28 protein-coding genes are annotated in these 25,560 nt (G+C 66.5%); 15 read left to right on the forward strand and 13 right to left on the reverse strand.

All coding sequences use genetic code 11. The annotated features are described in order from the left end of the window. The first annotated feature begins 15 nt into the window (after positions 1–15). From thrS to infC, 3 genes are all read left to right on the forward strand, one after another. On the forward strand, positions 16–2,019 hold the full coding sequence (gene thrS, locus HL653_RS04700) for a threonine--tRNA ligase (protein WP_171743492.1): 2,004 nt from the start codon (positions 16–18) through the stop codon (positions 2,017–2,019). Between the two features lie 28 nt (positions 2,020–2,047). Further along, positions 2,048–2,614 (forward strand): Uma2 family endonuclease, encoded by a 567-nt coding sequence (locus tag HL653_RS04705; RefSeq protein ID WP_171743493.1) that lies wholly within the window; start codon positions 2,048–2,050, stop codon positions 2,612–2,614. A 91-nt stretch (positions 2,615–2,705) separates the two neighbouring features. Further along, positions 2,706–3,245, forward strand: coding sequence for a translation initiation factor IF-3 (infC, locus tag HL653_RS04710; RefSeq protein WP_171743494.1), 540 nt, complete (start codon positions 2,706–2,708; stop codon positions 3,243–3,245). A gap of 160 nt (positions 3,246–3,405) precedes the next feature. Here the strand turns inward: infC and HL653_RS04715 are convergent, their stop codons facing one another. From HL653_RS04715 to sucC, 5 genes are all read right to left on the reverse strand, one after another. Further along, positions 3,406–3,684, reverse strand: a complete 279-nt coding sequence (locus HL653_RS04715; RefSeq protein WP_171743495.1) for an acylphosphatase — start codon at positions 3,682–3,684, stop codon at positions 3,406–3,408. Next, a complete protein-coding gene (locus HL653_RS04720) occupies positions 3,681–4,037 on the reverse strand; it encodes a hypothetical protein (protein WP_171743496.1) in 357 nt (118 codons plus the stop codon). Before HL653_RS04720 ends, HL653_RS04715 begins: the two co-directional genes overlap by 4 nt. Before the next feature lie 87 nt (positions 4,038–4,124). Next, a complete protein-coding gene (locus HL653_RS04725; protein ID WP_171743497.1) occupies positions 4,125–5,051 on the reverse strand; it encodes an electron transfer flavoprotein subunit alpha/FixB family protein in 927 nt (308 codons plus the stop codon). Next, on the reverse strand, positions 5,048–5,797 hold the full coding sequence (locus tag HL653_RS04730; protein ID WP_171743498.1) for an electron transfer flavoprotein subunit beta/FixA family protein: 750 nt from the start codon (positions 5,795–5,797) through the stop codon (positions 5,048–5,050). The genes HL653_RS04725 and HL653_RS04730 overlap by 4 nt, the downstream gene beginning before the upstream one ends. A gap of 251 nt (positions 5,798–6,048) precedes the next feature. After that, the gene (gene sucC, locus HL653_RS04735; RefSeq protein WP_171743499.1) at positions 6,049–7,248 is read right to left on the reverse strand and encodes an ADP-forming succinate--CoA ligase subunit beta; all 1,200 of its coding nucleotides are present in this window, start codon (positions 7,246–7,248) and stop codon (positions 6,049–6,051) included. Between the two features lie 135 nt (positions 7,249–7,383). Between sucC and HL653_RS04740 the strand changes: the two genes are divergently transcribed. The 3 genes from HL653_RS04740 (at position 7,384) to ahpF (ending at position 10,234) form a co-directional block, all read left to right on the forward strand. Next, a complete protein-coding gene (locus HL653_RS04740) occupies positions 7,384–7,881 on the forward strand; it encodes a sterol desaturase family protein (protein ID WP_171743500.1) in 498 nt (165 codons plus the stop codon). Positions 7,882–8,003: 122 nt separating this feature from the next. Beyond that, entirely contained in the window at positions 8,004–8,567 is a 564-nt protein-coding gene (ahpC, locus tag HL653_RS04745; RefSeq protein ID WP_171743501.1) for an alkyl hydroperoxide reductase subunit C, read from the forward strand. Positions 8,568–8,638: 71 nt separating this feature from the next. Continuing rightward, entirely contained in the window at positions 8,639–10,234 is a 1,596-nt protein-coding gene (gene ahpF / locus HL653_RS04750; protein WP_171743502.1) for an alkyl hydroperoxide reductase subunit F, read from the forward strand. A 59-nt stretch (positions 10,235–10,293) separates the two neighbouring features. On the opposite strand, the gene HL653_RS04755 is transcribed toward ahpF, so the two are convergent. From HL653_RS04755 to crtY, 6 genes are all read right to left on the reverse strand, one after another. Continuing rightward, positions 10,294–11,199 carry a 5'-methylthioadenosine/S-adenosylhomocysteine nucleosidase gene (locus HL653_RS04755; RefSeq protein ID WP_253717540.1) on the reverse strand — a complete coding sequence of 302 codons (906 nt, stop codon included), beginning with the start codon at positions 11,197–11,199 and terminating at the stop codon, positions 10,294–10,296. Positions 11,200–11,387: 188 nt separating this feature from the next. Beyond that, positions 11,388–12,041, reverse strand: coding sequence for a DUF2490 domain-containing protein (locus HL653_RS04760; RefSeq protein ID WP_253717548.1), 654 nt, complete (start codon positions 12,039–12,041; stop codon positions 11,388–11,390). 62 nt (positions 12,042–12,103) lie between these two features. Beyond that, positions 12,104–12,970, reverse strand: coding sequence for a phytoene/squalene synthase family protein (locus HL653_RS04765; RefSeq protein WP_171743504.1), 867 nt, complete (start codon positions 12,968–12,970; stop codon positions 12,104–12,106). Between the two features lie 68 nt (positions 12,971–13,038). Further along, a complete protein-coding gene (locus tag HL653_RS04770; RefSeq protein WP_171743505.1) occupies positions 13,039–13,620 on the reverse strand; it encodes a TIGR00730 family Rossman fold protein in 582 nt (193 codons plus the stop codon). A gap of 121 nt (positions 13,621–13,741) precedes the next feature. Continuing rightward, positions 13,742–15,226, reverse strand: a complete 1,485-nt coding sequence (locus HL653_RS04775) for a phytoene desaturase (protein WP_171743506.1) — start codon at positions 15,224–15,226, stop codon at positions 13,742–13,744. A gap of 5 nt (positions 15,227–15,231) precedes the next feature. After that, on the reverse strand, positions 15,232–16,383 hold the full coding sequence (crtY, locus tag HL653_RS04780; RefSeq protein ID WP_171743507.1) for a lycopene beta-cyclase CrtY: 1,152 nt from the start codon (positions 16,381–16,383) through the stop codon (positions 15,232–15,234). 144 nt (positions 16,384–16,527) lie between these two features. Here crtY and HL653_RS04785 point away from each other — a divergent pair, with 144 nt between their 5' ends. The 3 genes from HL653_RS04785 (at position 16,528) to HL653_RS04795 (ending at position 18,812) form a co-directional block, all read left to right on the forward strand. Further along, entirely contained in the window at positions 16,528–17,340 is an 813-nt protein-coding gene (locus HL653_RS04785) for a PEPxxWA-CTERM sorting domain-containing protein (RefSeq protein WP_253717550.1), read from the forward strand. 102 nt (positions 17,341–17,442) lie between these two features. Beyond that, the gene (locus HL653_RS04790; protein WP_171746781.1) at positions 17,443–18,183 is read left to right on the forward strand and encodes a sterol desaturase family protein; all 741 of its coding nucleotides are present in this window, start codon (positions 17,443–17,445) and stop codon (positions 18,181–18,183) included. Between the two features lie 248 nt (positions 18,184–18,431). Next, positions 18,432–18,812, forward strand: a complete 381-nt coding sequence (locus tag HL653_RS04795; protein ID WP_171743508.1) for an endonuclease domain-containing protein — start codon at positions 18,432–18,434, stop codon at positions 18,810–18,812. Positions 18,813–18,836: 24 nt separating this feature from the next. Here the strand turns inward: HL653_RS04795 and HL653_RS04800 are convergent, their stop codons facing one another. Then, entirely contained in the window at positions 18,837–19,394 is a 558-nt protein-coding gene (locus HL653_RS04800; protein ID WP_171743509.1) for a 2'-5' RNA ligase family protein, read from the reverse strand. 180 nt (positions 19,395–19,574) lie between these two features. Further along, the gene (locus HL653_RS04805) at positions 19,575–20,153 is read right to left on the reverse strand and encodes a TlpA disulfide reductase family protein (RefSeq protein ID WP_171743510.1); all 579 of its coding nucleotides are present in this window, start codon (positions 20,151–20,153) and stop codon (positions 19,575–19,577) included. 16 nt (positions 20,154–20,169) lie between these two features. On the opposite strand from HL653_RS04805, the gene argH reads away from it, so the two are divergent. The 6 genes from argH to HL653_RS04835 all read left to right on the forward strand — a co-directional run bounded on the left by argH (position 20,170) and on the right by HL653_RS04835 (position 25,512). Next, positions 20,170–21,546, forward strand: coding sequence for an argininosuccinate lyase (argH, locus tag HL653_RS04810; protein WP_171746782.1), 1,377 nt, complete (start codon positions 20,170–20,172; stop codon positions 21,544–21,546). Next, the gene (locus HL653_RS04815; RefSeq protein ID WP_171743511.1) at positions 21,543–21,782 is read left to right on the forward strand and encodes a hypothetical protein; all 240 of its coding nucleotides are present in this window, start codon (positions 21,543–21,545) and stop codon (positions 21,780–21,782) included. Before argH ends, HL653_RS04815 begins: the two co-directional genes overlap by 4 nt. A 2-nt stretch (positions 21,783–21,784) precedes the next feature. After that, positions 21,785–23,074 carry a diaminopimelate decarboxylase gene (gene lysA / locus HL653_RS04820; protein ID WP_171743512.1) on the forward strand — a complete coding sequence of 430 codons (1,290 nt, stop codon included), beginning with the start codon at positions 21,785–21,787 and terminating at the stop codon, positions 23,072–23,074. A gap of 2 nt (positions 23,075–23,076) precedes the next feature. Beyond that, complete coding sequence (galU, locus tag HL653_RS04825; protein ID WP_171746783.1) at positions 23,077–23,943, forward strand: UTP--glucose-1-phosphate uridylyltransferase GalU; 867 nt, start codon at positions 23,077–23,079, stop codon at positions 23,941–23,943. Between the two features lie 187 nt (positions 23,944–24,130). After that, positions 24,131–25,201 carry a DNA replication/repair protein RecF gene (recF, locus tag HL653_RS04830; protein WP_171743513.1) on the forward strand — a complete coding sequence of 357 codons (1,071 nt, stop codon included), beginning with the start codon at positions 24,131–24,133 and terminating at the stop codon, positions 25,199–25,201. 134 nt (positions 25,202–25,335) lie between these two features. Next, positions 25,336–25,512: a hypothetical protein gene (locus HL653_RS04835; RefSeq protein WP_171743514.1), complete on the forward strand. Its 177-nt coding sequence runs from the start codon at positions 25,336–25,338 to the stop codon at positions 25,510–25,512. Positions 25,513–25,560: the final 48 nt, after the last annotated feature.

A 25,560-nucleotide genomic window follows, 5' to 3' on the forward strand; every position in this document is an offset into this window, starting at 1 on the left:
AGCCCGAGTGAAACCATGTCCGCGATGCTGAAGATCAGTCTGCCCGATGGCTCCGTCCGCGAAGTCGCGGTCGGCACCACTCCGGCCGACATCGCGGCTGCGATCGGGCCGGGCCTCGCCAAGGCGGCGATCGCCGCGCGTGTCGACGGCGAGCTGCGCGACATCATGCGCCCGCTGGAGGCCGACGCCAGCCTCGCGCTGGTGACGGCGAAGGACGAGGCCGACGCGCTCGATCTCGCCCGCCACGATTATGCGCATGTGCTGGCCGAGGCGGTGCAGAACCTTTTCCCCGGCACGCAGATCACGTTCGGCCCGTCCACGGACGATGGCTTCTATTATGATTTCGCGCCCAAGGATCGCGCCTTCACCGAGGAGGATCTGCCCGCGATCGAGGCCGAGATGCGCAAGATCATCGCGAAGGACGAGAAGCTCGTTCGCGAAGTGTGGGATCGTGACGATCTGATCGCATTGTGGAAGCGTCAGGGCGAGACGTTCAAGGCCGAATGGGCGGGCGAGCTGCCCGAGGGCGAGGAGCTGACCGTCTATCGCGCGGGCGAATTCCTCGACATGTGCCGCGGGCCGCATCTGGCCTCGACGGGCAAGCTGGACCCCAACGCCTTCAAGCTCACGCGCGTCTCCGGCGCTTATTGGCGCGGCGACCAGAAGAACGCGATGCTCTCGCGCATCTACGGCACGGGCTGGCTCACCAAGAAGCAGCTCGACGCGCACCTGACGCGACTGGAAGAGGCCGCCAAGCGCGACCATCGCCGCATCGGCCAGGAGATGGACCTGTTCCACCTCCAGCCGGAGGCGCAGGGCAGCGTGTTCTGGCATCCCAAGGGCTTCGTGATGTGGCGCGTGCTGGAGGCCTATATGCGCCGCCGGCTGGATGCCGCCGACTATGCCGAGGTGAAGACGCCGCAGCTGATGGACGCGCACCAGTGGGAGCAGAGCGGCCACTGGGGCAAATATCGCGAAAACATGTTCGTCGTGCCCGACGAGGTGCCCAACACCGAGGAGGAAGGCCCCGTCCTGACGGGCGAAGGCGACCTGATGGCGCTGAAGCCGATGAACTGCCCGGCGCACGTGCTGATCTTCAAGCAGGGCATCAAGAGCTATCGCGACCTGCCGATCCGCATGGCCGAATTCGGCTGCTGCCACCGCAACGAGGCGCATGGCGCGCTCCACGGCATCATGCGGGTGCGCCAGTTCACGCAGGACGACGCGCACATCTTCATCCGGCCCGACCAGCTGGTGGACGAGGTGACGCGCTTCTGCGACCTGCTCGACGTGATCTACAAGGATCTCGGCTTCGATCAGTATGCGATCAAGCTGGCGCTGCGCCCGGAGAAGCGCTTCGGCAGCGAAGAGATGTGGGATTGGGCCGAGCAGAGCCTGCGCGACGCCGTCGCCGCGACGGGCCGCGCCACCGAGGCGTTCGGCTGGGAGGAGCTTCCCGGCGAAGGCGCCTTCTATGCGCCGAAGCTGGAGTTTCACCTGACCGACGCGATCGGTCGGACGTGGCAGTGCGGCACGCTGCAGACCGACACGGTGCTGCCCGAACGACTGGACGCGAGCTTCATCGGCGAGGATGGCGCGCGCCACCGGCCGATCATGCTCCACCGCGCGATCCTCGGCACGTTCGAGCGCTTCCTGGGCATCCTGATCGAGCATCATGCCGGCCGCATGCCGATGTGGCTTTCGCCCGTGCAGGCGGTGGTGGCGACGATCGTGTCCGACGCGGATGATTATGCCCACGCCGCGATCGCCAAGCTGCGCGCGGCGGGGCTGCGCGTGGAAGGCGACCTCCGCAACGAGAAGATCAACTACAAGGTGCGCGAGCACAGCCTGGCGCGCGTGCCGGCCCTGCTGGTGGTCGGCCGGCGCGAGGCGGAGGAAGGCACCGTCGCCATCCGCCGCCTGGGCAAGGAAGGCCAGCAGGTGGTGACGCTGGACGAGGCGATCGCGCTGCTTTCCGCCGAGGCGACCCCGCCCGATCTGGTGGCCGCCAATGGCTGAAACCCTCCGGGCGTGATAGGAGGATGGCATGACCGTCTTCCAGAACGTCCGGAAGGGATTGATCCCCGCTCGGCTCACCGTGGACGAAGTCTATGCGCTCACCGAATCGGGGGTGCTGGGCGAGGGCGACGATTTCGAGCTGATCGACGGGGAGATCGTGCCGATGGCGGCTGCCAAAGCAAGCTGGCACGAACTGATGAAGTCGAAACTTACACGCGCGCTCGTATTGGCTACGACCGCCGATGTGCGCCTGTTCGTTGAAGCCTCGATCACGCTGTCGCCCAATACCCTGGTCGAACCCGATCTGGTGTTGGCGACGGGATCGATGTCGCGCGAACTACGCGGCCCCGATCTGCTGCTGGCGATCGAAGTTGCCGACACATCGCTGGGCTATGATATCCGCGTGAAGGCGCCACTCTATGCCCGCTTCGGCGTGCGCGACTATTGGGTCGTCGATGCCGTGCGGCAGACGATCCGGGTTCATCGCGATCCACAGGACGGCGTCTATCGTGATGTCGAGGAGTATGAGCGGCAGGACGAAATCACGGCACTGTTGCTGCCCGACGTCACGATCCGGCTCGATCGACTCGACTGACGCCGCCCATCTTTAAAAACGCGCTCCCAGCGCGTATATGCGCGCGATGCGGCATAGGGCCGCGACAGGAGAAAGCGTTATACCACCGCCCATGATGCGCCGTCCGCTCGGCCAGCCGCCGATGCCGCTGAACGGCCCGCGCTACAACGAGTTCATCCAGAGCCAGAAGGTTCGGGTGATCGACGAGAATGGCGAAAATCTGGGCGTGATGTACACGCGCGAGGCGATGGCGCAGGCCAACGAGATCGGTCTCGATCTGGTTGAGGTGTCGCCCAACGCCGATCCGCCCGTCGCCAAGTTCCTCGACGTCGGCAAGTTCAAGTACGAGACGCAGAAGAAGGCGAATCTCGCCCGCAAAAGCCAGAAGACGCAGGAGATCAAAGAGATCAAGATGCGTCCCAACATCGACGACCATGATTACGGCACGAAGATGAAGAAGATCTTCGAGTTCATCGAGGAAGGCGACAAGGTGAAATGCACCCTGCGCTTCCGGGGCCGCGAGATGGCGCATCTTCAGCTCGGCATGCAGGTGCTGCAGCGCGTGCAGGCCGACACGGCGGAAATCGCCAAGGTGGAGCAGTTCCCGCGCACCGAAGGCCGCCAGATGCTGATGGTGATCGCGCCCAAGTGAGGTGACGGGCGGCCTGCGCGGGCCGCCCTTAACCCGCGCTGTCATGCTGAACTTGTTTCAGCATCCATGGACCGGGATCACAACCGTACCGTCCAGTGGCGATGTCAGGCCGTGGATCCTGAAACAAGTTCAGGATGACGGGGGCTAGGACGGCATCGCCTCAAACGGTCGGGCGCTTCTCGAAGCCCTGCACCACATCCCCGCTCTCGTCATCCGTCACCGCGACGTCCGTCACGCGCGCGGCCGGCGGCCCCGCATGGGCCCGCGCCACGATCGCCTCGATCATTTCGGGCGCGCCGCGGACGACCGCCTCCACGCTGCCGTCCGCGCGATTGCGGACCCAGCCGTCGAGGCCGAGCGCGTGTGCCTGCTCCATGAACCAGGCGCGATAGAAGACGCCCTGCACCTTGCCGGTGATGCGGAGATTCTTCGCGATCATCGTCTCCTCCTTTGCCCGCCGCCGCTGCCGCCGATCAGGAAGACCAGCAGGAACGGCCAGAAGAACGTCCAGAACAGATCGCCGATCGTGCCCGAGAGCGTCCACTTGGTCGGGAAGAGATAATCCGCGACCTCGTTCAGCGTTTCCAGGATGATGACGGGCAGCAGGTTGCGCCTGTCTCCCCAGCTGCGCCCGCGCAGCAGCACGGTGCCAAGCCAGAGGATCAGGCCTGCATTCATGTGAAGCAGCTTGTCGCTGGCCGGGCCATTGCGCTCGATCCAGAGCGCGGCGTCGTGATAGCGGTGCATCCAGCCCAGCAGGGTGATCTGGACGGTGTGAAGGAAGGACATCATGCGAGAGCGGACCTAGCCGCTGCGGATGAGATGTCGAGCGCTGTAGCGCGAAACGGGGCGATCCTGCGACCGCCCCGTCCGTTTAAATCAAAGCTTAGAGGTCAGTTCGGGGACGATCTGGAAGAGATCGCCGACGAGGCCGATGTCGGCGACCTGGAAGATGGGGGCGTCCTCGTCCTTGTTGATGGCGACGATGGTCTTGCTGTCCTTCATGCCGGCGAGATGCTGGATCGCCCCCGAAATGCCGACCGCGACATAGACGTCCGGCGCCACGATCTTGCCGGTCTGGCCGACCTGATAGTCGTTCGGCGCATAGCCCGCATCGACTGCGGCCCGGCTCGCGCCGACGCCCGCGCCGAGCTTGTCCGCCAGCGGATCGATCACCGCATGGAACTGCTCCTCCGAGCCCAGCGCGCGGCCGCCCGAGACGATCACCCTGGCCGACGTCAGTTCCGGACGCTCCGACTTGGCGATCTCGGCGCCGACGAAGCTCGACAGGCCCGCATCGGCACCCGACGCCGCCTCGATCGCGGCCGAGCCGCCCTCGCGGGCCGCCTTCTCGAACGCGGTGCCGCGCACCGTGATCACCTTCTTCGCGTCCGACGACTGCACCGTCGCGATCGCATTGCCCGCATAGATGGGGCGCGTGAACGTATCGGCGCTCTCGACCGAGAGGATGTCGCTGACCTGCATCACGTCGAGCAGGGCCGCCACGCGCGGCGCGATATTCTTGCCGTTGGAGGTGGCGGGCGCCACGAACGCGTCATGGCCGCCCATCAGCGCGACCACGGCCGGCGCGACATTCTCCGCCAGCGCATGCTCGAACGCGGCATCGTCCAGCACCACGACCTTGGCGACGCCGGCGATCTTCGCGGCCGCCTCCGCCACGCCGGCGACGCCGGAACCGGCGACCAGCAGGTGGACCTCGCCGAGCTGGGTGGCGGCGGTGACGGCGGAGAGCGTGGCGTCCTTCACGGCGCCCGCTTCCTGTTCGACCCAGACGAGGACGCTCATGCGGCGACTCCCAAAGCTTTCAGCTTGCCGACGAGTTCATCCACGTCGGCCACCTTGATGCCCGCCTGACGCTTCGGCGGCTCGGCCACCTTCAGCGTCTTCAGGCGCGGGGCGATGTCCACGCCCAGATCGGCGGGCGCCTTCACGGCCATCGGCTTCGACTTGGCCTTCATGATGTTCGGCAGCGACGCATAGCGCGGCTCGTTGAGGCGCAGATCGGTCGTCACGATCGCGGGGATCTTGAGGCTGACCGTCTCGAGGCCGCCATCCACTTCGCGCGTCACGGCGACGCTCTCGCCCGACACCTCGACCTTCGACGCGAACGTGCCCTGGCCCCAGCCGAGCAGCGCCGCCAGCATCTGGCCGGTCTGGTTCGAATCGTCGTCGATCGCCTGCTTGCCGAGGATCACGAGGCCGGGAGCCTCCTCGGTGGCGATCGCCTTCAGGATCTTGGCGACGGCGAGCGGCTCGACCTCGTCGTCCGTCTGCACCAGGATCGCGCGATCGGCGCCCATCGCCAGCGCGGTGCGCAGCGTGTCCTGCGCCTTCTGCGGGCCGACCGAGACGGCCACGACCTCGGTCGCGACACCCTTCTCCTTCAGGCGGATCGCTTCCTCGACCGCAATCTCGTCGAACGGGTTCATCGACATCTTCACGTTCGCCAGATCGACGCCCGTGCCGTCCAGCTTCACCCGCGGCTTCACATTATAATCGATCACCCGCTTCACGGGCACCAGAACCTTCATGGCTCGTCTCCTCTCGTGGCCTCCGCGCTTACCAACGGACGCTCGAACCGGTTGAGCCATGGCCGGCCCCGGTCCTGTCCGCACGACTTAGCAGCGGATTGACGTATACGTAAAGACACTGTCCTATGCGTCTTACGTCGGGCCGCGCCGTCGCCTGCCCGTTCGGTTTGTCCGCCGTCGCCGCGATTGCAAATGCGAACTTGCGAACTTGCGAAGGGCCGATCCGCAGACCAGCCCTTCGCAGGACCGGATCAGGCGGCCTTCTTCACCTGCGCCACGATCTTCTTGGCGGCGTCGCCCAGATCGTCGGCGGCCACGATCGGCAGACCGCTATTGGCGAGGATGTCCTTGCCCTGCTGCACGTTCGTGCCCTCAAGGCGCACGACGAGCGGCACCGAGAGGTTCACTTCCTTCGCGGCGGCGACGATGCCTTCCGCGATGATATCGCAGCGCATGATGCCGCCGAAGATGTTGACGAGGATGCCCTCGACCGCCGGATCGGACAGGATCAGCTTGAACGCCGACGTCACCTTCTCCTTGTTGGCGCCGCCGCCCACGTCGAGGAAGTTGGCCGGGAAGGCGCCGTTGAGCTTGATGATGTCCATCGTCGCCATGGCGAGACCGGCGCCGTTGACCATGCAGCCGATGTTGCCGTCGAGCTTGATGTAGGCGAGGTCGTACTTCGACGCCTCGACCTCGGCCGGATCCTCTTCCGTCTCGTCGCGCAGCGCGAGAATGTCGGGGTGGCGATACAGGCTGTTCGAATCGAACGAAACCTTCGCGTCCAGCACCAGCAGCTTGCCGTCGACCGTCTCGACCAGCGGGTTGATCTCCAGCATGGCCATGTCGGTCGCCATGAAGGCGTCATAGAGCTGGCTGGCGACCTTGGCCGCCTGCTTGTTGAGATCGCCCGTGAGCTTCAGCGCGAACGCCACGGCGCGGCCGTGATGCGGCTGGAAACCCTCGGCCGGATCGATCGTGATCGTACGGATCAGCTCCGGCGTGTCGTGCGCGACCGTCTCGATGTCCATGCCGCCCTCGGTGGAGACGACCATCGCGACGCGGCCGGTGGCACGATCGACGAGCATCGAAAGATAATATTCCTTCGCGATGTCCGCGCCGTCCGTGATGTACAGACGGTTGACCTGCTTGCCGGCCTCACCCGTCTGGATCGTCACCAGCGTGTTGCCGAGCATGTCGGTCGCGTTCGCGCGGACCTCGTCCAGCGTCTTCGAGAGGCGGACGCCGCCCTTGGCTTCGGGGGCCAGTTCCTTGAACTTGCCCTTGCCGCGGCCGCCGGCATGGATCTGCGACTTCACGACATAGAGCGGTCCGGGCAGCTTGCCGGCGGCCTCGACCGCCTCATCGACCGTCATGGCCGCATAGCCGGCGGGAATCGCCACGCCGAACTTCGCAAGCAGTTCCTTGGCCTGATATTCGTGGATGTTCATCGAGCGGGACCCCTTCTGGGCGGAAGCGGGGGTAGAGTCCCCCGGGGAAAAGCGCTCCGCGCCTAAAGCATATGCGGCATGCAGGCCGCAAGGCCGCGTCTCGCAACTGCGGCATGACACGTCTATGGAGCGGCGATGCACTGGGCCATCGGACTCGCTCTGTTTTTCCTCACCGTCGCCGGGATGGAGGCCTTCGCCTATGCCGCGCACCGCTGGCTGATGCACGGGCCGGGCTGGTTCCTGCACGAGAGCCACCATCGCCCCCGCACCGGCAAGTGGGAGCTGAACGATCTGTATGCGGCGATCTTCGCCGTGCCCTCGTTCGTGCTGATCCTGGGCGGGGCGCAGCTGGGCTGGTGGCCGGGCTGCACCTGGATCGGTGCGGGCATCGCCGCCTATGGCGCCATCTATTTCGGCTTCCACGACTGGATCGTGCACCAGCGCCTTCCGGGGCGCTTCGTGCCGCGATCACGCTACATGAAGCGGATCGTGCAGGCGCACCGGCTGCATCATGTGGTGAACACCAAGCACGGCACGGTGAGCTTCGGCTTCCTCGTCGCCCCCGCGCCGGAGCGCCTCAAGGCCGAGCTGAAGCGTCGCGAAATGGCCGGAGTCCGCGCGCCCCGCGCTTGACCCCGTCATCGATCGCTTGATCGATCGAATCGATTGTAGTGGCCGGATTATCCAATTTCTTCTTTGCTGCCGACATGCGTAGATCGACGCTGTCAGACCGACTCACAGCAAGGGAAATACCGATGGCGATCATGAGCACCCCTATCAAGCCGTTCACGGCGACGGCCTACAAGGAAGGCAAGTTCGTCGACGTCACCGACGCGGACGTGAAGGGCAAATGGTCTGTCTTCTTCTTCTATCCGGCCGACTTCACGTTCGTCTGCCCGACGGAGCTTGAGGATCTGGCCGACATCTATCCGACGCTGCAGGGCATGGGCGTCGAGGTCTATTCGGTCTCGACCGACACGCATTTCAGCCACAAGGCCTGGCACGACACGTCGCCGGCGATCGGCAAGATCAACTACTACATGCTGGGCGACCAGAACCATGTGATCTCGAACAATTTCGACGTTCTGCGTCCGGGCGTGGGCCTGGCCGATCGCGGCACCTTCGTGGTGGACCCCGAGGGCGTCGTCCAGCTCGTCGAGATCACGCCGGAGGGCGTGGGCCGCAACGCGGCCGAGCTGCTCCGCAAGATCAAGGCGCTGCAGTATTGGGTCAGCCACCCGGGCGAAGTGTGCCCGGCCAAGTGGGAAGAGGGCGAAGCCACGCTCGCTCCCTCGCTCGACCTCGTCGGCAAGATCTAACTCCCTATCGCCGGGGCGGGCCTTCGCCTGCCCCGGCACCTTACCCCCATTTAGCGTAACCGGAGTTCCCCATGTTGGACGCCAATCTGCAGGGCCAGTTGAAGGCCTATCTCGCGAACATCCGTCAGCCGATCGAGCTGGTGGCGTCGCTGGACGACGCGCCCAAATCGGTCGAGCTCCGTGACCTGCTGATCCAGATCGCCGGCCTCGCGCCGGACAAGGTTTCCTTCGTCCGCGCGGACGACAACGCCCGCAAGCCCAGCTTCCTGATCCGCCGCGTCGGCACCGAGATCGGCGTGCGCTTCGCCGGCATCCCGATGGGCCATGAATTCACCAGCCTCGTTCTGGCGCTGCTGCAGGTGGGCGGTCATCCGTCCAAGGCCGCGCAGGACCTGATCGAGCAAGTGAAGGGCCTCGACGGCGATTTCGCGTTCGAGACCTATTTCTCGCTCTCGTGCCAGAATTGCCCCGACGTGGTGCAGGCGCTGAACCTGATGAGCGTGCTGAACCCGCGCATCAGCCATGTCGCGATCGAGGGCGGCCTGTTTCAGGACGAGGTGAACGAGCGCAAGGTGATGGCCGTGCCCACCATCTTCCTGAACGGCGAACTGTTCGGCCAGGGCCGGATGGAGATGGAGCAGATCGTCGCCAAGATCGACAGCGGCGCCACCGCCAAAGCCGCCGAGAAGATAAAGGCCAAGGATCCGTTCGACGTGCTGGTGGTCGGCGGCGGCCCCGCCGGGGCGGCCGCGGCGATCTACACCGCGCGCAAGGGCATCCGCACCGGCATCGCCGCCGAGCGCTTCGGCGGGCAGGTGCTCGACACGATGGCGATCGAGAATTTCATCTCCGTCTCGCACACGGAAGGGCCCAAGCTCGCCGCGCATCTGGAGCAGCACGTCAAGGACTATGACGTGGACATCATGAACCTGCAGAAGGCGCAGAAGCTGATCCCCGCGAAGAGCGAGGGCGGCCTGCACGAAGTGGTGCTGGAAAATGGCGCGAGCCTGAAGGCGCGCACGATCATCCTCTCCACCGGCGCGCGCTGGCGGCAGATGGGCGTGCCCGGCGAGGACACGTACAAGAACAAGGGCGTGGCCTATTGCCCGCACTGCGACGGCCCGCTCTTCAAGGGCAAGCGCGTGGCCGTGATCGGCGGCGGCAATTCGGGCGTCGAGGCGGCGATCGATCTGGCCGGCATCGTGGCGCATGTGACGCTGATCGAATATGACAGCGATCTGCGCGCCGATGCGGTGCTGCAGCGCAAGCTGGCCAGCCTGCCCAACGTGAAGATCATCACGTCCGCGCTCACCACCGAGGTGAAGGGCGACGGCGAGAAGGTGAACGCGCTCGTCTACAAGGACCGCAACCACGGGACGGTGCACGAGATCGAGCTGGAGGGCATCTTCGTCCAGATCGGGCTTGTGCCCAACACCGAATTCCTGCGCGACACGGTGGCGCTCTCCCCGCGTGGCGAGATCGAGATCGACGCGCGCGGCGAAACCTCGCAGCCGGGCATCTTCGCGGCGGGCGACTGCACGACCGTGCCCTACAAGCAGATCGTGATCGCGATGGGCGCGGGATCGACGGCGGCGCTTTCGGCCTTCGATTATCTGATCCGCCTGCCCACGCAGGACGAGGCCGAGCGCGAGGCGATCGCGGCCTGATCCTTCTCCCGTTCGTCATGAGCGAAGTCGAAGGACGAACGGGTTTTTTTAGGCAGGCCTTATTCCGGCAAGGCCTTCAAGAACGCCGTCACCACCAGCGCGCTGTTTTCGCTCGCCAGCGGATAGAAAGCGCGCGCCTGATTCTCGCCCGGATCACCGCCGGCCAGATCGGAGAGGCTGCGGAAGGCGATGAACGGCACGGCGTTCGAATAGGCGACGTGGGCGACCGCCGCCGTCTCCATATCCAGCACCTGCGCGTCGAACGTCTTGAACAGATATTGCCGATATTCGGCATTATCCATGAACACCGGCCCCGACACGCCATGCCCGCCCACGATCACGCGGGGCTGCGCCTTCAGGCACAGGGAATCGGAACAGCGCTTGAGAGTAACCGGCGGCATCGCCTTCGCCACCGCCAGCATGGCCGGATCGGCATCGAACCACACGCGCCGCTCGTAGCGCGGATTGCCGGCGCGCACGACGCCGACCGTGCGCGGGAACATCATCCCGTAACTGGCGAGATTCGCCGCGCCATCGTCGCGATGCGGGGGCACGAAGCCATCGGCGGTCTTTCGCCCGAACGCGCTTTCCAGATATTCGGCCCACGTGTCGGCGACGACGACATCGCCCACGTCCAGCTTGGGATCGATGCCCCCGGCGACACCGGAAAAGACGATGCTTTTGACCGGGAAGCGATCCAGCGCGAGCTGCGTCGTCATCGCCGCGTTCGTCATGCTGACGCCGCTCAGGAACAGCACCACCTTCTTGCCGCCGAGCGTGCCGAGAAGGAAACGATTGCCGTTGATCACCTGCTCGGACGTGCCGGTCATCGCCTTCTGCAGAGCGATCCACTCCGGCTCGAACGCGGAGATGACGGCGATGCGTTTCTCCGGCTCGGCGGCGGCCGCGGGAAGCGCCAGGCCGAGCAGGCCCATCCCTATCGAAACACGAGCAATCTGGCGCACGAGCAGCCCTCCCTGAATGATATACGGCCCGCCCCACCCGTTCGCCCTGAGCCTGTCGAAGGGCTGTTCTTCTCTCTTGCTGACGAAGAGGAAGGACGGTGCTTCGACAGGCTCAGCACGAACGGACAAGGTGGTCGGGGCCTCCCCTTCCCCAGCCTAGCGGGCGATGCTGCGCCGCAAAAGAGGCGTCAGGGGCGGATCCAGAAGGTGAAGGCGGCGGTATGGTTCATCCGGATGCGGCCGCCGGGATCGTTGATCGTCTGATTCTGATAGCCGACGTCCATCGTCGAGCGCCCGAATAGGGGCACTTCGAAGCCCACCAAGGTGCGGAGCTGATCGAAGCCGTCGCGGGCGCCCCAATCGGTCTTGTTGAGCGCGACGAATCCCTCGATCTGGATCAGCGGGCGCGCATGCTTGGGATTGCCGAGCGGATGGACGTAACGGACGAGCTGGCGCAGGCGCCAACCCGTATCCTCGCCATGCGACAGGGTGCGACGCTCGATCCGCGTGCGCAGCAGTCCGCTGCCGCCCGCCACCTTCGGCAAGGCCCAGTTGAGCTGGCCGAAGATGCGCTCCTCGTTGCGATCGCGGCCATTCTCGATCGGCAGGAACACATGCGCATAGCCGACATAGGCGGTGACCGTATCGGTGAGGCGATAGCCGACGGCGGGGCGCAGAAGGAGCTGCTGCGTGCGGCTGATGCCGTTGCCGATGCGGGGCTGCGCCTCGACGAAATAAGCGAATTTGTTGACGTTCCCGATCACGGTGAAATTGGCCCAGAGCTGCTCGTCATGCTCGGTCCGGGCCGACGCGGGGCTCACCGGAAACACTCCGGCAAGCATCAGCAACAATCCAGAAAAGATCAACGTAATCAGGCGCTTATTTCGCATCCCGCTTCCGTGCCTTACCGGCGTGGGCGCGTCCAGAGCGTATCGGGCCGGGGCGGCAGGGGATCAGGTGCGGCCTGACGGGCGAGGCGCCACGCGCGGAAGACCGCGGCGAGCTTCGACCATTTGGAGGTCGACACGCGATGATCCCAGGCGTGCGCGCCCGCCTGCGCCACCGCGCGACCGATCCCGCCATAGATGTCCGCCGCCGCCAGCACCGCCCAGCGTGCGCGGAACGGCAGCGCATACGCGCCGATGCGCGCGCTCGCCTCGTACCGCGCGGCCTGATCGGTCAGCAGCCGCGCGAGCGAGACGAGGCCGGCGCGGTGCGCGGGACGCATATGTTCGCCGGGGGGGACATCCAGCTCCGCCAGCCATTCGGCCGGAAGATAGCAGCGGCCGACCGCATCATCCTCGCTCAGATCGCGGGCGATATTGGCGAGCTGGAAAGCGAGGCCGAGATCGCAGGCGCGGTCCAGCGTCGCCTCGTCCCCAGCGGGCACGCCCATCACGATCGCCATCATCACGCCGACCGCGCCCGCGACATGATAGCAATAGCGCAGGAGATCGTCGGCCGTGCGCGGGCTCCAGCCCTCGCCATCCAGCGCGAAACCATCGATCACGTCGAACGGTAGCCAGTGCGGAATCCCGCATTCGGCCGCGACGAGGCCCAGGGCATCGAAGGCGGGTTCGCCCGTCGCCTTGCCCGCCAGCGCATCGGCGGTGAGCGCCCGGATGCGTGCGATCCGCTCGGGCCCGTCGGACAGGCGCGTCATGCCATGGCCATGATCCTGCCCGTCGGCGATATCGTCGCAGGCGCGGCACCAGGCATAGAGCAGCCACGCCCGATCGCGCGTCTGCGGATCGAACAATTTCGACGCCATCGCGAAGGACTTGGAGCCCCGCGCGATCGACTCGCGTGCGAACCGAACAAGCGCGGCGCGATCCGTGCTCAGAGTTCGGCCGCTTTCATCTGGCCCACGGTGCGGATCGGTTGGTGCGCGGCCATGCGCGCGAGCAGATCGTCGAGCGTATCCGCCGCGATCAACAGATCCTGATGCTGGGGCCGCAGGAACCCCACCTCGCCCATCGTCCGCACGAAGGTGAGCAGGCCATCATAATAGCCGGCCACGTTGAGCAGGCCGACGGGCTTGGCGTGATAGCCGATCTGCGCCCAGCTCATCGCCTCCCACAATTCGTCCATCGTGCCGGTGCCGCCGGGAAGCGTGACGAAGCCGTCCGACAGATCGGTGAAGGCCTTCTTGCGCTGGTGCATCGTGTCGACGACGTGCAGCTCGGTGAGGCCGCGATGCGCGACCTCGGCATCGACCAAGGCCTTGGGGATCACGCCGATCACCTCTCCGCCCGCCGCCAGCGCGCCGTCCGCGACCGCGCCCATCAGCCCGAGCCGCCCGCCGCCATAGACGACGCCGATGCCGCGCTCGGCCAGCGTGCGCCCGACTTCGGCGGCGTTCTCGACATAGCGGGAATCGGCCGGCGTGGCCGAACCGCAATAGACTGCGAGGCGCTTCATGCTTCTGCTACTCCAGCATCACTATCCGTTCGTGCTGAGCGAAGTCGAAGCACGTGCTGCAAGCGGCAACCTATGCAGCACGTGCTTCGACTTCGCTCAGCACGAACGGCTCCTTTGACACTCACCGCAAATCCTCCAGCATGAGACGCGCCGTGGCCTTGGCCGATCCGACGACGCCGGGAATGCCCGCGCCCGGATGCGTGCCGGCGCCGACGAAATACAGGTTCGGGATCGCATCGTCGCGATTGTGCGTGCGAAACCAGGCGGACTGGGTCAGCAGCGGCTCCAGACTGAAGGCCGAGCCGAGATGCGCGGCGAGATCGCCCCGGAAATCCTCCGGCGTGTAGCAGAAGCGCGTGACGATCCGCGCCTGGATGTCCGGGATCAGGCGCCGCTCGATTTCCGCCAGGATGCGATCGGCATAGGCCTCCTTCATCTGCTCCCAGTCGATCGGCAGCTTGCCGAGATGCGGCACGGGCGCGAGCGCATAGAAGGTCGAGCAGCCCTCCGGCGCCAGCGACGGATCGGTGACGGTCGGGTGATGCAGATAGAGCGAGAAATCGGCGGGCAGCACGCCGGTTTCGTAAATGTCGTGAAGCAGGCCGCCATAGCGCGGGCCGAACAGGATCATGTGGTGCGGAATGCCCGGCCACGTGCCCTTGATCCCGAAATGGACGACGAAGAGCGAAGGCGACCAGCGCTTGCGCTCCAGCGACCTGGCCACACGCCGCCCGCGCCCCGATCCGCCGAGCAGATCGCGATAGCTGTGCATCAGATCGGCATTGGAGGCGACCGCATCGAACTTCGCGCTCCAGCCGCTCTTCGTGCGGACGCCGGTCACGCGGTCGCCCAGCGTCGCGATCTCCTCGACCGGATCGCCGACGCGGATCGTGCCGCCCAGCCGCTCGAACAGGGCCACCATGCCATCCACCAGCGCGCTGGTGCCGCCCTTGGCGAACCAGACGCCGCCGGCTTTCTCCAGCTTGTGGATCAGCGCGTAGATGGAGCTGGTCGTCATCGGATTGCCGCCGACCAGAAGCGTATGGAACGACAGCGTCTGCCGCAGCCGCTCGTCCTTCACGAAGGACGACACCATCGAATAGACCGAGCGCCACGCCTGATATTGGGCAAGCGCGGGCGCGGCTTTGATCATGCTCGCGAAATCGAGGAAGGCGTGCGCGCCGAGCTTCTCATAGCCCTCGTGATAGACGCCCGCCGAATAATCGAGGAAGCGGCGGTAGCCCGCCAGATCGCCGGGGCACATGCGCTCGATCTCGGCCTGCAAAGCGGGCTCGTCGTTCGAATAATCGAAGTTCGTGCCGTCGGGCCAGTTGAGCCGATAGAAAGGCATCACCGGCTGCAGCGTCACGTCGCGATCGATCGACTGGCCGGAGAGGCCCCACAATTCCTGCAGGCAGGCCGGATCGGTGATCACGGTGGGGCCGGCATCGAAGGTGAAGCCCTCGCGCTGCCAGCGATAGGCGCGCCCGCCCGGACGATCGCGCGCCTCGATCAGCGTGGTGGCGATCCCCGCCGATTGCAGGCGGATGGCAAGCGCCAGCCCGCCGAATCCGGCGCCGATCACCGCCGCCGTGCGCGCTGCCATAGACTTCATCCCCCCAAGATCACGCGCATGGCCCGTCCCAGCGGCACAGGGGGCTTTCCGCACATGATGCGGGCCTTGTCCAGCCCGGTCGACTGGCCGGCATAGAAGCGCGCGATCAGCTTTCCATCGAGCGCATAGAAACGCTCGAGCATCCTGTAGCGATCGGCCGGCGCCGCCGCGCGGAACAGCATCCGTGCGAGCAGGCGATAATAACCGCGCTCCTTCCATGCCTTTTCGGCGTGGACGCGCAGCGCCTCATGCAGCGCATGCACTTCCAGACTGGGCAGCGACGCCACCAGAGAGGCCGTCCGCACCGCATCGGGCAGCGAATAGCCGGTCATCGGCTGGAACAGGCCAGCGCCCATGCCGATCTTGCCGATCCATTGCGGGCCGGTGCGCCACAGAAGCTCGAAATTGCCGCCGGTGGCGATGGGGAGTGCGGCCGCCTCCTCCCGCTCCACCGCGCGGACGCTCCAGCCGCGCGCGGCGGCATAATCGGCGATGCGGGTGCGGATGGCGGGCACGTCCAGCTCGGCGCCGGTGGTGTAATAGGTATCCTCGACGAAGAGGCGATCGGGGCCGAAGGGCAGCAGATAGACGAAGCGATAGCCGTCCGCCTGATCGACCGTGGCGTCCATGATCGTCGGCCGGGTGAGCCCGTGCGGGCGATCCAGCACGAGCAACTGCCCGACGAACTTCTGCCAGCCCAGCTCCAGCGCGGAGAGATCGCGCGCACCGCGCGCATCGATGCAGGATTCCGCCTCGATCCGGCTGCCGTCCACCAGCGTCACGCCTCCGCGATCCACCGCCATCACGCGCGCGCCGGTGACGAGATCCTCAGGGGGAAGCGCGGTGCGGACGACGGCGTCCAGCCGCTCGGATTCGATCGAGTGATACGCGTTCGGGATCGAACGGGCGTAGCGCGGGAAGGCGACGTCATAGCCTTCCCAGCTGTGGCAGATGAGCGGCGCGACCAGCCCCATATCTTCCGGCGCGATATCGCTGCCGAAGAAGGACCAGATGTGATTCCCGCCGATCCGCTCGCCGCTTTCGACGAGCATCACGCGCGTGCCGGGGCGCCGCGCGCGGATGGCGAGCGCGAGCAATCCCCCCGCCAGCCCGCCGCCGGCGATCAACAGGTCCACGGGTCGCGCCATAGCGTTCTCCCTAGCCCTTCCTCACCACGCGAGAAAGCGGGCTTCCTCGCGAAAAATAAGGTTCATTTGTCGTTAACCTGCCGCCGAACCGCAATGAAACGCCTCTAGCAGCGACCAGCCGCTTCAAACGAGGATATTGTTTTCATGAGCATTATGCTGGCCGGCCGGTTCGTGGCCGCTGCCCTTTCGATCGTCGCCGGTTCGGCCGCTCTGGCCGCCGGATCCTCCCCCACGCCGACCGCCATCAGCCTCGGCACCAGCCCCTACACCCAGAATTTCGACACGCTGACCGCGACCGGCACCAGCAGCTACACGGCGCTGCCCACCGGCTGGCAGATCACCGAGAACGGCACCGGCGCCGCCGCCGACGGCCGCTATATCGTCGGCACCGGCAGCAACAATGCGGGCGGCGCCTACAGCTTCGGTGCGGCCGGCAGCAGCGATCGCGCGCTCGGCAGCCTCACCAGCGGCACCGTCAACCCGATCTATTTCGGCGCCTTCTTCACCAACGATACCGGCGCGACGATCACGGGCCTGTCGCTCGATTACACGGGCGAGCTGTGGCGCCGTGGCTCCAATTCGGGCGATGCGCTGAACTTCAGCTATTATGTCGGCACGCCGACCTCGCTCTCGTCGACGGGCTGGGTGAATTTCGACGCGCTCGATTTCGTCTCGCCGGGCACCGGCAGTGGCGCCGTGGACGGCAACACCGTTTCCACCGACATCGCCGCGATCATCTCCGGCCTGTCGATCAGCGCGGGCTCCAGCTTCGCCATCCGCTGGACCGACAGCACCATCTCGCCCGGCACGAATGACGGCATGGCGATCGACGATCTGAGCCTGACCGCGATCACCGCGTCGGCCGTGCCCGAAACCGGCACCTGGGCGATGATGGTGGCGGGCTTCGGCCTGCTCGGCGGGGCGATGCGCCGCCGCCGCGTGACGGCGTTCGCCTGAACCGCACGACGCGGCGACCGGATCGGGCTCCGCGCCTGATCCGATCGTCGCGGCAGGTCATTTCGCCCGGTGGGAAATGGCTCTAGGAGGGCGGCGATGGAGATCATCGTCGCCCTCTTTCTGTCCGCGCTGGCGATGACTTTGATCGTGGGCGTGCGCTATCTGATCGCGAGCGCGGGCTTCGCCTGGGCGACGAAGCTGCGCCAGCCGGGCCTTTATGCCGGCCAGCGCCCGCAGATCCTGCGCGAGATCGGCTGGAGCCTCGCCTCCGCCGCCATTTACGGCGTGCCGGCCGGGATCGTGGCGTGGGGCTGGCAGCAGCGCGGCTGGACGCGGATCTATGAGGATGCGCATGCCTATCCGCTCTGGTGGATGCCCGTCTCGGTGCTCGTTTATCTGCTCGCGCACGATACCTGGTTCTATTGGACGCACCGCGCGATGCACGAGCCGCGCCTGTTCCGGCTGATGCATGCGGTCCATCACGCCAGCCGCCCGCCGACCGCCTGGGCGGCGATGAGCTTTCATCCGTGGGAGGCGCTGACCGGCGCGATCGTGATCCCCGCGCTCGTCTTCCTCGTGCCGATCCATGTCGGCGCGCTGGGCGTGGTGCTGACGATCATGACGGTGATGGGCGTCACCAATCATATGGGTTGGGAGATGTTTCCGCGCGCTCTGGTGGAGGGGCCGGCGGGCCGCTGGCTGATCACGGCGAGCCACCACCAGCGCCACCACGAGCAATATCGCTGCAATTACGGGCTGTACTTCCGCCTGTGGGATCGGTTGTCCGGGACGGACAAGGGGCTTGGGCAGTTCGGGGCGGAGAAAAGGGGCACGCTTCGCTGACGCTTTCGCGGGGCTGCGCCCTACCTGCACCACGTCCACTCGTCGTCATGCCAGCGCAGGCTGGCATCTCTCTCTGCTTCGGCGATCAGATAGTTTTGTGCTGATAGACATGGATCCTAGCCTTCGCTGGGATGACGGGAGAAGGTTCGACGACCTTAGCCCCGGTTGCCGACGTTCCTCCTCCCCTCCCTGGAAGGGAGGGGTCGGGGGTAGGTGGAAGCTCGCGCTACCGCTGATAGGATGGGCGGGTGCAGTGCATACCGCCCGAGACGACAAACAATGCGCGGCGCCTCCGACGCGAGGCAACGTTCGAAGAGCGGCTGTTATGGTCGGCCTTGCGCGAGAGCAGGCCCCGCTTCACGCGCCAGTTGGCGATCGATCGATATGTTGTCGATTTCGCCTGCCGGTCCGCACGGATAGCCATCGAGCTTGATGGAGGGCAGCATTCCAGCCGGACCGAGGAGGATGCCGCTCGGACCGCTCATCTGGAGCAGCAGGGTTGGACTGTTTTGCGCTTCTGGAACAACGAGGTACGCGATCATCTCGAGGGTGTGGTCGACACGATCCTTCGAGCCGTCTCGCGAGCTTCCACCCACCCCCAACCCCTCCCTTCCAGGGAGGGGAGCTAGGTCCGCGTCCCCAAGAGCAGCCCTTCACAACAAGCGCGGCTGCTCGATCAACTGCCAGCGGCCCAGCGTGCGATGCATGGTCAGGCGCAGCAGGCTGTGGATCAGGACGAAATCCTGCGCGCGCCAGGCGATCGGATCGATCGGGCGGCCGGCGAAGGCGGGCAAGGCATCGTAGCCGAGCGTGACGTGCGGGTTGAACGCCCACTCCTTGCGCGGGGCGATCCCGGCGCCGGTCAGCGCCCCTGCCACGGATTTCTGGAAGCGCCGCAGCGCAGGTGCCCAGGCGGGCACGAGGCTGCCGCCGCGATGGCCGATCCGGTCCAGCGCGAGATCGAATGCGTCGGCGCGCACGCGATCCAGCGCGGCGTGCATCCGGGCGCCGAGCGCGGACGGCTCGCTCTCATAATCCTCGGTGATGAAGAGCGTCATGTGCAGCCGTGCGGGCGCGACCCGATCCGCGATCGCGATCCGCCGCTGGATCCGCTCCATCTCCGCCACCGCCTCGGCTGGCGGGCGCAGGGCGACGAAATAGCGATGTTTGGCGAGCGATCCGGGCGGGAAATCCGGCTGATGGACGGTCACGATTCGAGGCTCCTCCACCCCGGATCATGTCAGGCCATTCGGAACATTTCAAGAACGATCTGCTACCCTGCCCCGTTCGTGCTGAGCTTGTCGAAGCACTGCCCTTCTTTCTGCACACGAGAAAGAGAAGGACGGCCCTTCGACAGGCTCAGGGCAAACGGGGAGTGGCGTAGGGAGTAATTAGGCGCCGGCCTGCGCGAGCAGTTCTTTCGCCTTGGCGCCGGTCCAGTCGAGATCGCCCGAAATACGCCACACTTCCTTGCCCTCGGCATCGTAGAGGATCGAGACGGGCAGCGACGCCTCCTTCAGCGCCATCATCAGCGCATTGTCGCGATCATGATAGGGGTGGATCGCGATGCCCTTGTCCTTGAGGAACGGCGTGACGACCTTCGCGCCCTGCATATCCTGGCTGATCGCGATCACCTGCAACTTGTCCGGCTCGGCGGTGGAGAGCTTGGCCAGCGTGGGGAGCTCCTTCACGCAGGGGACGCACCACGTCGCCCACAAATTCACCAGCAAGGGCTTGCCCTTGAAATCGGCGATCGTCTTCTCCGATCCGTCGGCCAGATCCTCGAACTTCGTCTTGGGCGCATATTTGCCCTGATTGTCCGTGATCGCGGCCAGCGACGGCTCCGGCGCGGCGGCCGGAGCGGCGGCGGTGGGCGCGGTCGCTTGCGGCGCTGCGGCCTCTTGCTTATGGCAGCCGCCGGTCGTTGCGACCATCAGCATCATCACGGGAAGAAGGGCTACACGCCGCATGTCTGACTCCAACGCCATGTGGGGAGGACGGTTCGCTGGCGGGCCTAGCGCGATCATGCGCGAAATCAACGCCTCGATCCCATTCGACAAGCGATTGTGGAAGCAGGACATTGCCGGCAGCCGCGCGCATGTGGCGATGCTGGGCGCGCAGGGCATCGTCGCGGCCGACGACATGGCCGCGATCGACGGCGGCCTCGCGACCATCGCCGAGGAATATGCGGCGAACGGCGTGCCCGAGGATCTGGACCGCGAAGACATCCACATGACGGCGGAGAGCCGCCTGGCCGAACTGATCGGCCCGGCAGCCGGCCGCCTGCACACCGCCCGCAGCCGCAACGATCAGGTGGCGACCGACTTCAAGCTGTGGGTGCGCGACGCGATCGACGCGGTGGAGGCGGGCCTGAAGAGCCTGCAGGTGGCGCTGGTGACGCGCGCCGGGGAACATGCCGCCAGCGTGATGCCGGGCTTCACGCATCTGCAGGTGGCGCAGCCGGTCACGCTGGGCCACCATCTGATGGCCTATTATGAGATGATCGGCCGGGATCGTAGCCGCTTCGCCGATGCGCGGGCGCGGGCCAACCTCTGCCCGCTGGGATCGGCGGCGCTGGCGGGCACGGGTTTCCCGATCGATCGCGCGGCGACGGCGAGCGCGCTGGGCTTCGACGGCCCGACGCGCAACTCGCTCGACAGCGTCTCCGATCGCGATTTCGCGCTCGATTATCTGATGGCCGCCACCCAGTGCGCGCTGCATCTGTCGCGGCTGGCCGAAGAATTCGTGATCTGGGCGAGCCAGCCCTACGGCTTCGTCTCGCTGCCCGACAGTTACTCCACCGGATCGTCGATCATGCCGCAGAAGCGGAACCCGGATGCGGCCGAACTCGTGCGCGGGCATAGCGGGCGCATCGCGGGCTGCATGGTGGCGCTCACGATGACGATGAAGGGCCTGCCCCTGGCCTATTCCAAGGACATGCAGGACGATAAGCCGCCCGTGTTCGAGGCGCACGATCTGCTGGCGCTCTCGATCGCGGCGATGACCGGGATGGTGGAAAGCTCCACCTTCCGCACCGATCGCATGCGCGGCGCCGCCGAGGCGGGCTTCTCCACCGCGACCGATCTGGCCGACTGGCTGGTGCGGCAGGCGGACATTCCGTTCCGCGAGGCGCATCATATCACGGGCCGGGCGGTGAAGCTGGCCGAGACGGAGGGCGTGGCGCTGTCGGCGCTGTCGCTGGAGGCGCTGAAGGAGATCGACGCGCGGATCGACGCGCGCGTATTCGCCGCGCTCACCGTCGACGCCTCGGTCGCCGCGCGCAAGAGCTTCGGCGGCACCGCGCCGGATCAGGTGCGCGCCCGCGTGGCGGAGGCCAAGGCGGGGCTGGAGGCAGACGCATGAAGACGGCCGCTTTCCTCCTGCTCGCCACGCTGGCGCTGGCCGGCTGCGGCAAGCGCCAGCCGCTGGTGCCGGCCGCCGGCCACGCTCTGCCGGTGAAGCCCGCCACATCGGCGACGCAGCCCAACTCGACCAAGCTGCTCGCCTCGCCCGCGCAGATGCGCCCCACGCGCAGCGACGAGGTGCTGACGCGGAGCCAGGTGCGCCCCGACGACCATTTCGATCTGCCGCCGCGCTGACCATGGACCATTTCGAGCTTCGCGACGGCAGCCTGCATGCCGAGGACGTGGCGCTGGCCACGATCGCCGACGCCGTCGGCACGCCCACCTATGTCTATTCCACCGCCACGATCGAGCGGCACGTGCGCGTGTTCCGTGAGGGGCTGGAGGGTGTTGAGAGTGGCCCCGAGGGACCGCTGATCGCCTTCGCGGTGAAGGCCAATCCCAACAAGGCGGTGCTGGCGACGCTGGCGGCGGCAGGCTTTGGCGCCGATGTCGTCTCCGGCGGCGAGCTGATGCGCGCGCGGGCGGCGGGCATTCCGGCGAACAAGATCGTCTTCTCCGGCGTCGGCAAGACCGCCGACGAGATGGCGCTGGCGCTGCGCGAGGGCATCTTCCAGTTCAATCTGGAATCGGAGCCCGAGGCGGAGATGCTGTCGGAAGTGGCGACGACGCTGGGCCTCACCGCGCCCGTCGCCTTCCGCGTGAACCCCGATGTGGAGGCGGGCACGCACGCCAAGATCTCCACCGGCGGATCCGAGGACAAGTTCGGCGTACCGATCAGCCGAGCCATGGCCGCCTATGCGCGCGCGGCGATCTTGCCCGGCCTGACGGTGCAGGGCGTGGCCGTGCATATCGGCAGCCAGCTGACCGATCTCGGCCCCAGCCGTGCCGCCTTCAGCCGGGTCGGCGCGCTGATCGCGGAATTGCGCGCGGCGGGCCATTCCATCGCCACCGCCGATCTGGGCGGCGGGCTGGGCGTGCCCTACGATCCCGCCAAGCCGGTGCCGCCGAGCCCCGCCGAATATGGCGCGATGGTGCGCGAGGTGACGGCCGGCTGGAACGTTCGCCTGCTGTTCGAGCCGGGCCGCGTGATCGTGGGCAATGCGGGCGTTCTGCTGACGCGCGTGATCCGCGTGAAGCAGGGCGAGACGCAGCCCTTCCTGATCGTGGACGCGGCGATGAACGACCTGATCCGCCCCAGCCTGTACGAGGCCTATCACGCCATCCGCGCGGTGACGCCCACGGGCGCGCAGTTCACGGCGACGGTGGTGGGCCCGATCTGCGAGAGCGGCGACACTTTCGCCAAGCGCCGCACGATGGACGAGGTGAAGGACGGCGATCTCGTCGCCTTCATGACGGCCGGCGCATACGGCGCGACGATGGCCAGCACGTATAATTCGCGTGGGTTAACGCCGGAGGTGATGGTTTCCCGTCACGAATGGGCGATAGTGCGGCCCCGCCAGACAATCGAATCACTGATTTCCGCCGATTCCCTGCCCGCGTGGCTCGAGAAGGAGACAGTTGCATGAGTGTGAAGCCCGTCCGTAAGGCTATTTTTCCTGTCGCCGGTTTCGGCACGCGCTTCCTCCCCGCCACCAAGGCCGTTCCCAAGGAACTGCTTCCCGTCGTCGATCGGCCGCTGATCCAATATGCGGTGGACGAGGCATTGGCGGCGGGCTTCGACCAGCTGATTTTCGTCACCGGCCGATCCAAGCACGCGATCGAGGATTATTTCGATCGCGCGTTCGAGATCGAGGCCGATCTGCACGCCAAGCAGAAGACCGAGATCATCGAACTGCTGAAGCCCACCCGGCTGAAGCCCGGCCAGGCGGCGTTCGTGCGCCAGCAGGAAATGTCGGGCCTCGGCCATGCCGTGTGGTGCGCCAAGGGGCTGATCGGCAACGAGCCCTTCGCCGTGCTGCTGCCCGACGAGCTTCTGTGGAATCCGGCCAATCCCTGCCTGAAGCAGATGCGCGAAACCTATGACGCGAAGGGCGGCAACGTCATCTCCGTGGTCGAGGTGCCGGCCGAGCATACGCATCGCTATGGCGTGATCACGCCGGGCGCGGGCGAAGGCGCCGTGACCGAGATCAAGGGGATGGTGGAGAAGCCCAAGCAGGGCACCTCGCCGTCGAACCTCGCCGTGGTCGGCCGCTATATCCTGCAGCCCGAAGTGCTCGACATCCTCGATGCGGGCAAGAAGGGTGCGGGCGGTGAGATCCAGCTGACCGACGCGATGGCCGAACTGATCGGCGTGCAGCCTTTCCACGCCCAGACCTTCGACGGCACGCGCCACGATTGCGGCGAGAAACTGGGCTTCATCCAGGCCAATGTCGCGCTCGCGCTGGAGCGCGAGGATATCGGGCCCGCGCTGAAGGCTTGGCTCAAGGGGCTCTGATTCCCTTCCGCGAAAGCGGGATCGTTCTTCTTCTCTCTCTGCGTCTCCGCGTCTCTGCGTGAAAAAGAAAAATGGATTCGCGCAGAGGCGCAGAGACACGGAGAAGAAAAGGTGATGGGCCCTGCGGGCCGGGCCATTGCGGGGCGGCCTATCGCGATAGTGATGCAGTGGTGCAAAGGGTGAGGCGATGACCGCGCTCGCCCGTCTCGCGTTGACCGACCTCCGCAATCATGCGGCGCTGACGATCGCGCCGGGGCCGGGTCTCGTGCTGCTCACGGGGCTGAACGGTTCGGGCAAGACCAATATCCTCGAGGCCGTCTCGCTGCTGGCGCCAGGGCGCGGGCTGCGCGGGGCGACCTTGTCCGAAATGGCGCGCAGCGACGGTCCGGGCGGCTTCGCGATCAGCGCGCGCACGATCGACGAGCAGGAACTGGGCACGGGTACGCTGGCGGCCGCGCCCGAGCGGCGGCAGGTGCGCATCAACGGCGCGAGCGGCAGCGCCACGGCGCTGGGCGATTATCTGGCGATCCTGTGGGTGACGCCGGCGATGGACCGGCTGTTCGTGGAAGGGGCGAGCGCGCGGCGGCGCTTTCTCGACCGGCTGGTGCTGGCGCGAGAGCCGGGCCATGCGACCCACGCCAGCCGCTACGAAGCGGCGATGCGCGCGCGCAACAAGCTGCTGGCCGAACCCGACGGCGCCGATCCCGGCTGGCTCGCCGCGCTGGAGGCCGGCATGGCCGAACATGGCAGCGCGATCGCCGCCGCGCGCATCGGCACGGTGGAGAGATTGGGCGAACGGCTGACGGCGCAGGCCGAAGGACCGTTCGCGCGGGCCGGACTTGCCCTGGATGGCTGGGCACCTGCGCCGGAGGATGGCCAGACCGCCCTCGCCCACGAACTCCGCGCGGGCCGGGGACGCGATGCCGCCGCCGGGCGCACGCTGGCGGGGCCGCATCGCACCGATCTGGCCGTCACGCATCTCGGCAAGGCGCAGCCCGCCGCGCTCTGCTCCACGGGCGAGCAGAAGGCGCTGCTGCTCGGCATCGTCCTTGCCCATGCCGATCTGGTGGCGGCGGATCGCCGCGCGCGGCCGATCCTGCTGCTCGACGAGGTAGCGGCGCATCTGGATCCGCTGCGGCGCGCCGCTTTGCTCGATCGGCTCACCGATGCGGGCGGGCAGGTATGGATGACGGGCACCGACATGGCGGCCTTCGGCCCTCTCCCCGCAGCGGCAACATCGATCGATCTGGGCCAATAAGCCTTAGAAAAGCCCAGATTCCCGAGAAAAAGCCGGATCGGCCCGATCGAAGTGTTAGGAACTGAACCGGGCCTAACGCATTGACCTGTGCAGTAGCTCTTATTGCCCGACGTCACTCCAGGCCGGGAATGGCAATGGACCGTATCGACGAGCATGTGCTGGAAGGCGCCAATATGGTGTGGGACCTCTTCGACGGAGAGGCCGGCGGCGCCATCGAACGCCGCGTCGCCTGGGCCCTCGATTGCGCCCGGATCGAGGACGCCATGTATTGGCTGGCCGTAGGAGCCGCCCTCAACGGCGAGCCTCGATAGGGTCGATCGATCAGGCTGGCGGGGACGCAACGAGCTCCTGAGAAAGCA

This window comes from Sphingomonas sp. AP4-R1, assembly GCF_013113735.1.
Taxonomy (GTDB): domain Bacteria; phylum Pseudomonadota; class Alphaproteobacteria; order Sphingomonadales; family Sphingomonadaceae; genus Sphingomonas_I.

What these genes read in the sequence shown, in the direction of transcription:
- thrS (WP_171743492.1), top strand. Translation starts at nt 16, where the DNA reads ATGTCCGCGATGCTGAAGATCAGTCTGCCCGATGGCTCCGTCCGCGAA.
- HL653_RS04705 (WP_171743493.1), top strand. Translation starts at nt 2,048, where the DNA reads ATGACCGTCTTCCAGAACGTCCGGAAGGGATTGATCCCCGCTCGGCTC.
- infC (WP_171743494.1), top strand. Translation starts at nt 2,706, where the DNA reads ATGATGCGCCGTCCGCTCGGCCAGCCGCCGATGCCGCTGAACGGCCCG.
- HL653_RS04715 (WP_171743495.1), bottom strand. Translation starts at nt 3,684, where the DNA reads ATGATCGCGAAGAATCTCCGCATCACCGGCAAGGTGCAGGGCGTCTTC.
- HL653_RS04720 (WP_171743496.1), bottom strand. Translation starts at nt 4,037, where the DNA reads ATGATGTCCTTCCTTCACACCGTCCAGATCACCCTGCTGGGCTGGATG.
- HL653_RS04725 (WP_171743497.1), bottom strand. Translation starts at nt 5,051, where the DNA reads ATGAGCGTCCTCGTCTGGGTCGAACAGGAAGCGGGCGCCGTGAAGGAC.
- HL653_RS04730 (WP_171743498.1), bottom strand. Translation starts at nt 5,797, where the DNA reads ATGAAGGTTCTGGTGCCCGTGAAGCGGGTGATCGATTATAATGTGAAG.
- sucC (WP_171743499.1), bottom strand. Translation starts at nt 7,248, where the DNA reads ATGAACATCCACGAATATCAGGCCAAGGAACTGCTTGCGAAGTTCGGC.
- HL653_RS04740 (WP_171743500.1), top strand. Translation starts at nt 7,384, where the DNA reads ATGCACTGGGCCATCGGACTCGCTCTGTTTTTCCTCACCGTCGCCGGG.
- ahpC (WP_171743501.1), top strand. Translation starts at nt 8,004, where the DNA reads ATGGCGATCATGAGCACCCCTATCAAGCCGTTCACGGCGACGGCCTAC.
- ahpF (WP_171743502.1), top strand. Translation starts at nt 8,639, where the DNA reads ATGTTGGACGCCAATCTGCAGGGCCAGTTGAAGGCCTATCTCGCGAAC.
- HL653_RS04760 (WP_253717548.1), bottom strand. Translation starts at nt 12,041, where the DNA reads ATGCTTGCCGGAGTGTTTCCGGTGAGCCCCGCGTCGGCCCGGACCGAG.
- HL653_RS04765 (WP_171743504.1), bottom strand. Translation starts at nt 12,970, where the DNA reads ATGGCGTCGAAATTGTTCGATCCGCAGACGCGCGATCGGGCGTGGCTG.
- HL653_RS04770 (WP_171743505.1), bottom strand. Translation starts at nt 13,620, where the DNA reads ATGAAGCGCCTCGCAGTCTATTGCGGTTCGGCCACGCCGGCCGATTCC.
- HL653_RS04775 (WP_171743506.1), bottom strand. Translation starts at nt 15,226, where the DNA reads ATGGCAGCGCGCACGGCGGCGGTGATCGGCGCCGGATTCGGCGGGCTG.
- crtY (WP_171743507.1), bottom strand. Translation starts at nt 16,383, where the DNA reads ATGGCGCGACCCGTGGACCTGTTGATCGCCGGCGGCGGGCTGGCGGGG.
- HL653_RS04785 (WP_253717550.1), top strand. Translation starts at nt 16,528, where the DNA reads ATGAGCATTATGCTGGCCGGCCGGTTCGTGGCCGCTGCCCTTTCGATC.
- HL653_RS04805 (WP_171743510.1), bottom strand. Translation starts at nt 20,153, where the DNA reads ATGCGGCGTGTAGCCCTTCTTCCCGTGATGATGCTGATGGTCGCAACG.
- argH (WP_171746782.1), top strand. Translation starts at nt 20,170, where the DNA reads ATGTGGGGAGGACGGTTCGCTGGCGGGCCTAGCGCGATCATGCGCGAA.
- HL653_RS04815 (WP_171743511.1), top strand. Translation starts at nt 21,543, where the DNA reads ATGAAGACGGCCGCTTTCCTCCTGCTCGCCACGCTGGCGCTGGCCGGC.
- lysA (WP_171743512.1), top strand. Translation starts at nt 21,785, where the DNA reads ATGGACCATTTCGAGCTTCGCGACGGCAGCCTGCATGCCGAGGACGTG.
- recF (WP_171743513.1), top strand. Translation starts at nt 24,131, where the DNA reads ATGACCGCGCTCGCCCGTCTCGCGTTGACCGACCTCCGCAATCATGCG.
- HL653_RS04835 (WP_171743514.1), top strand. Translation starts at nt 25,336, where the DNA reads ATGGACCGTATCGACGAGCATGTGCTGGAAGGCGCCAATATGGTGTGG.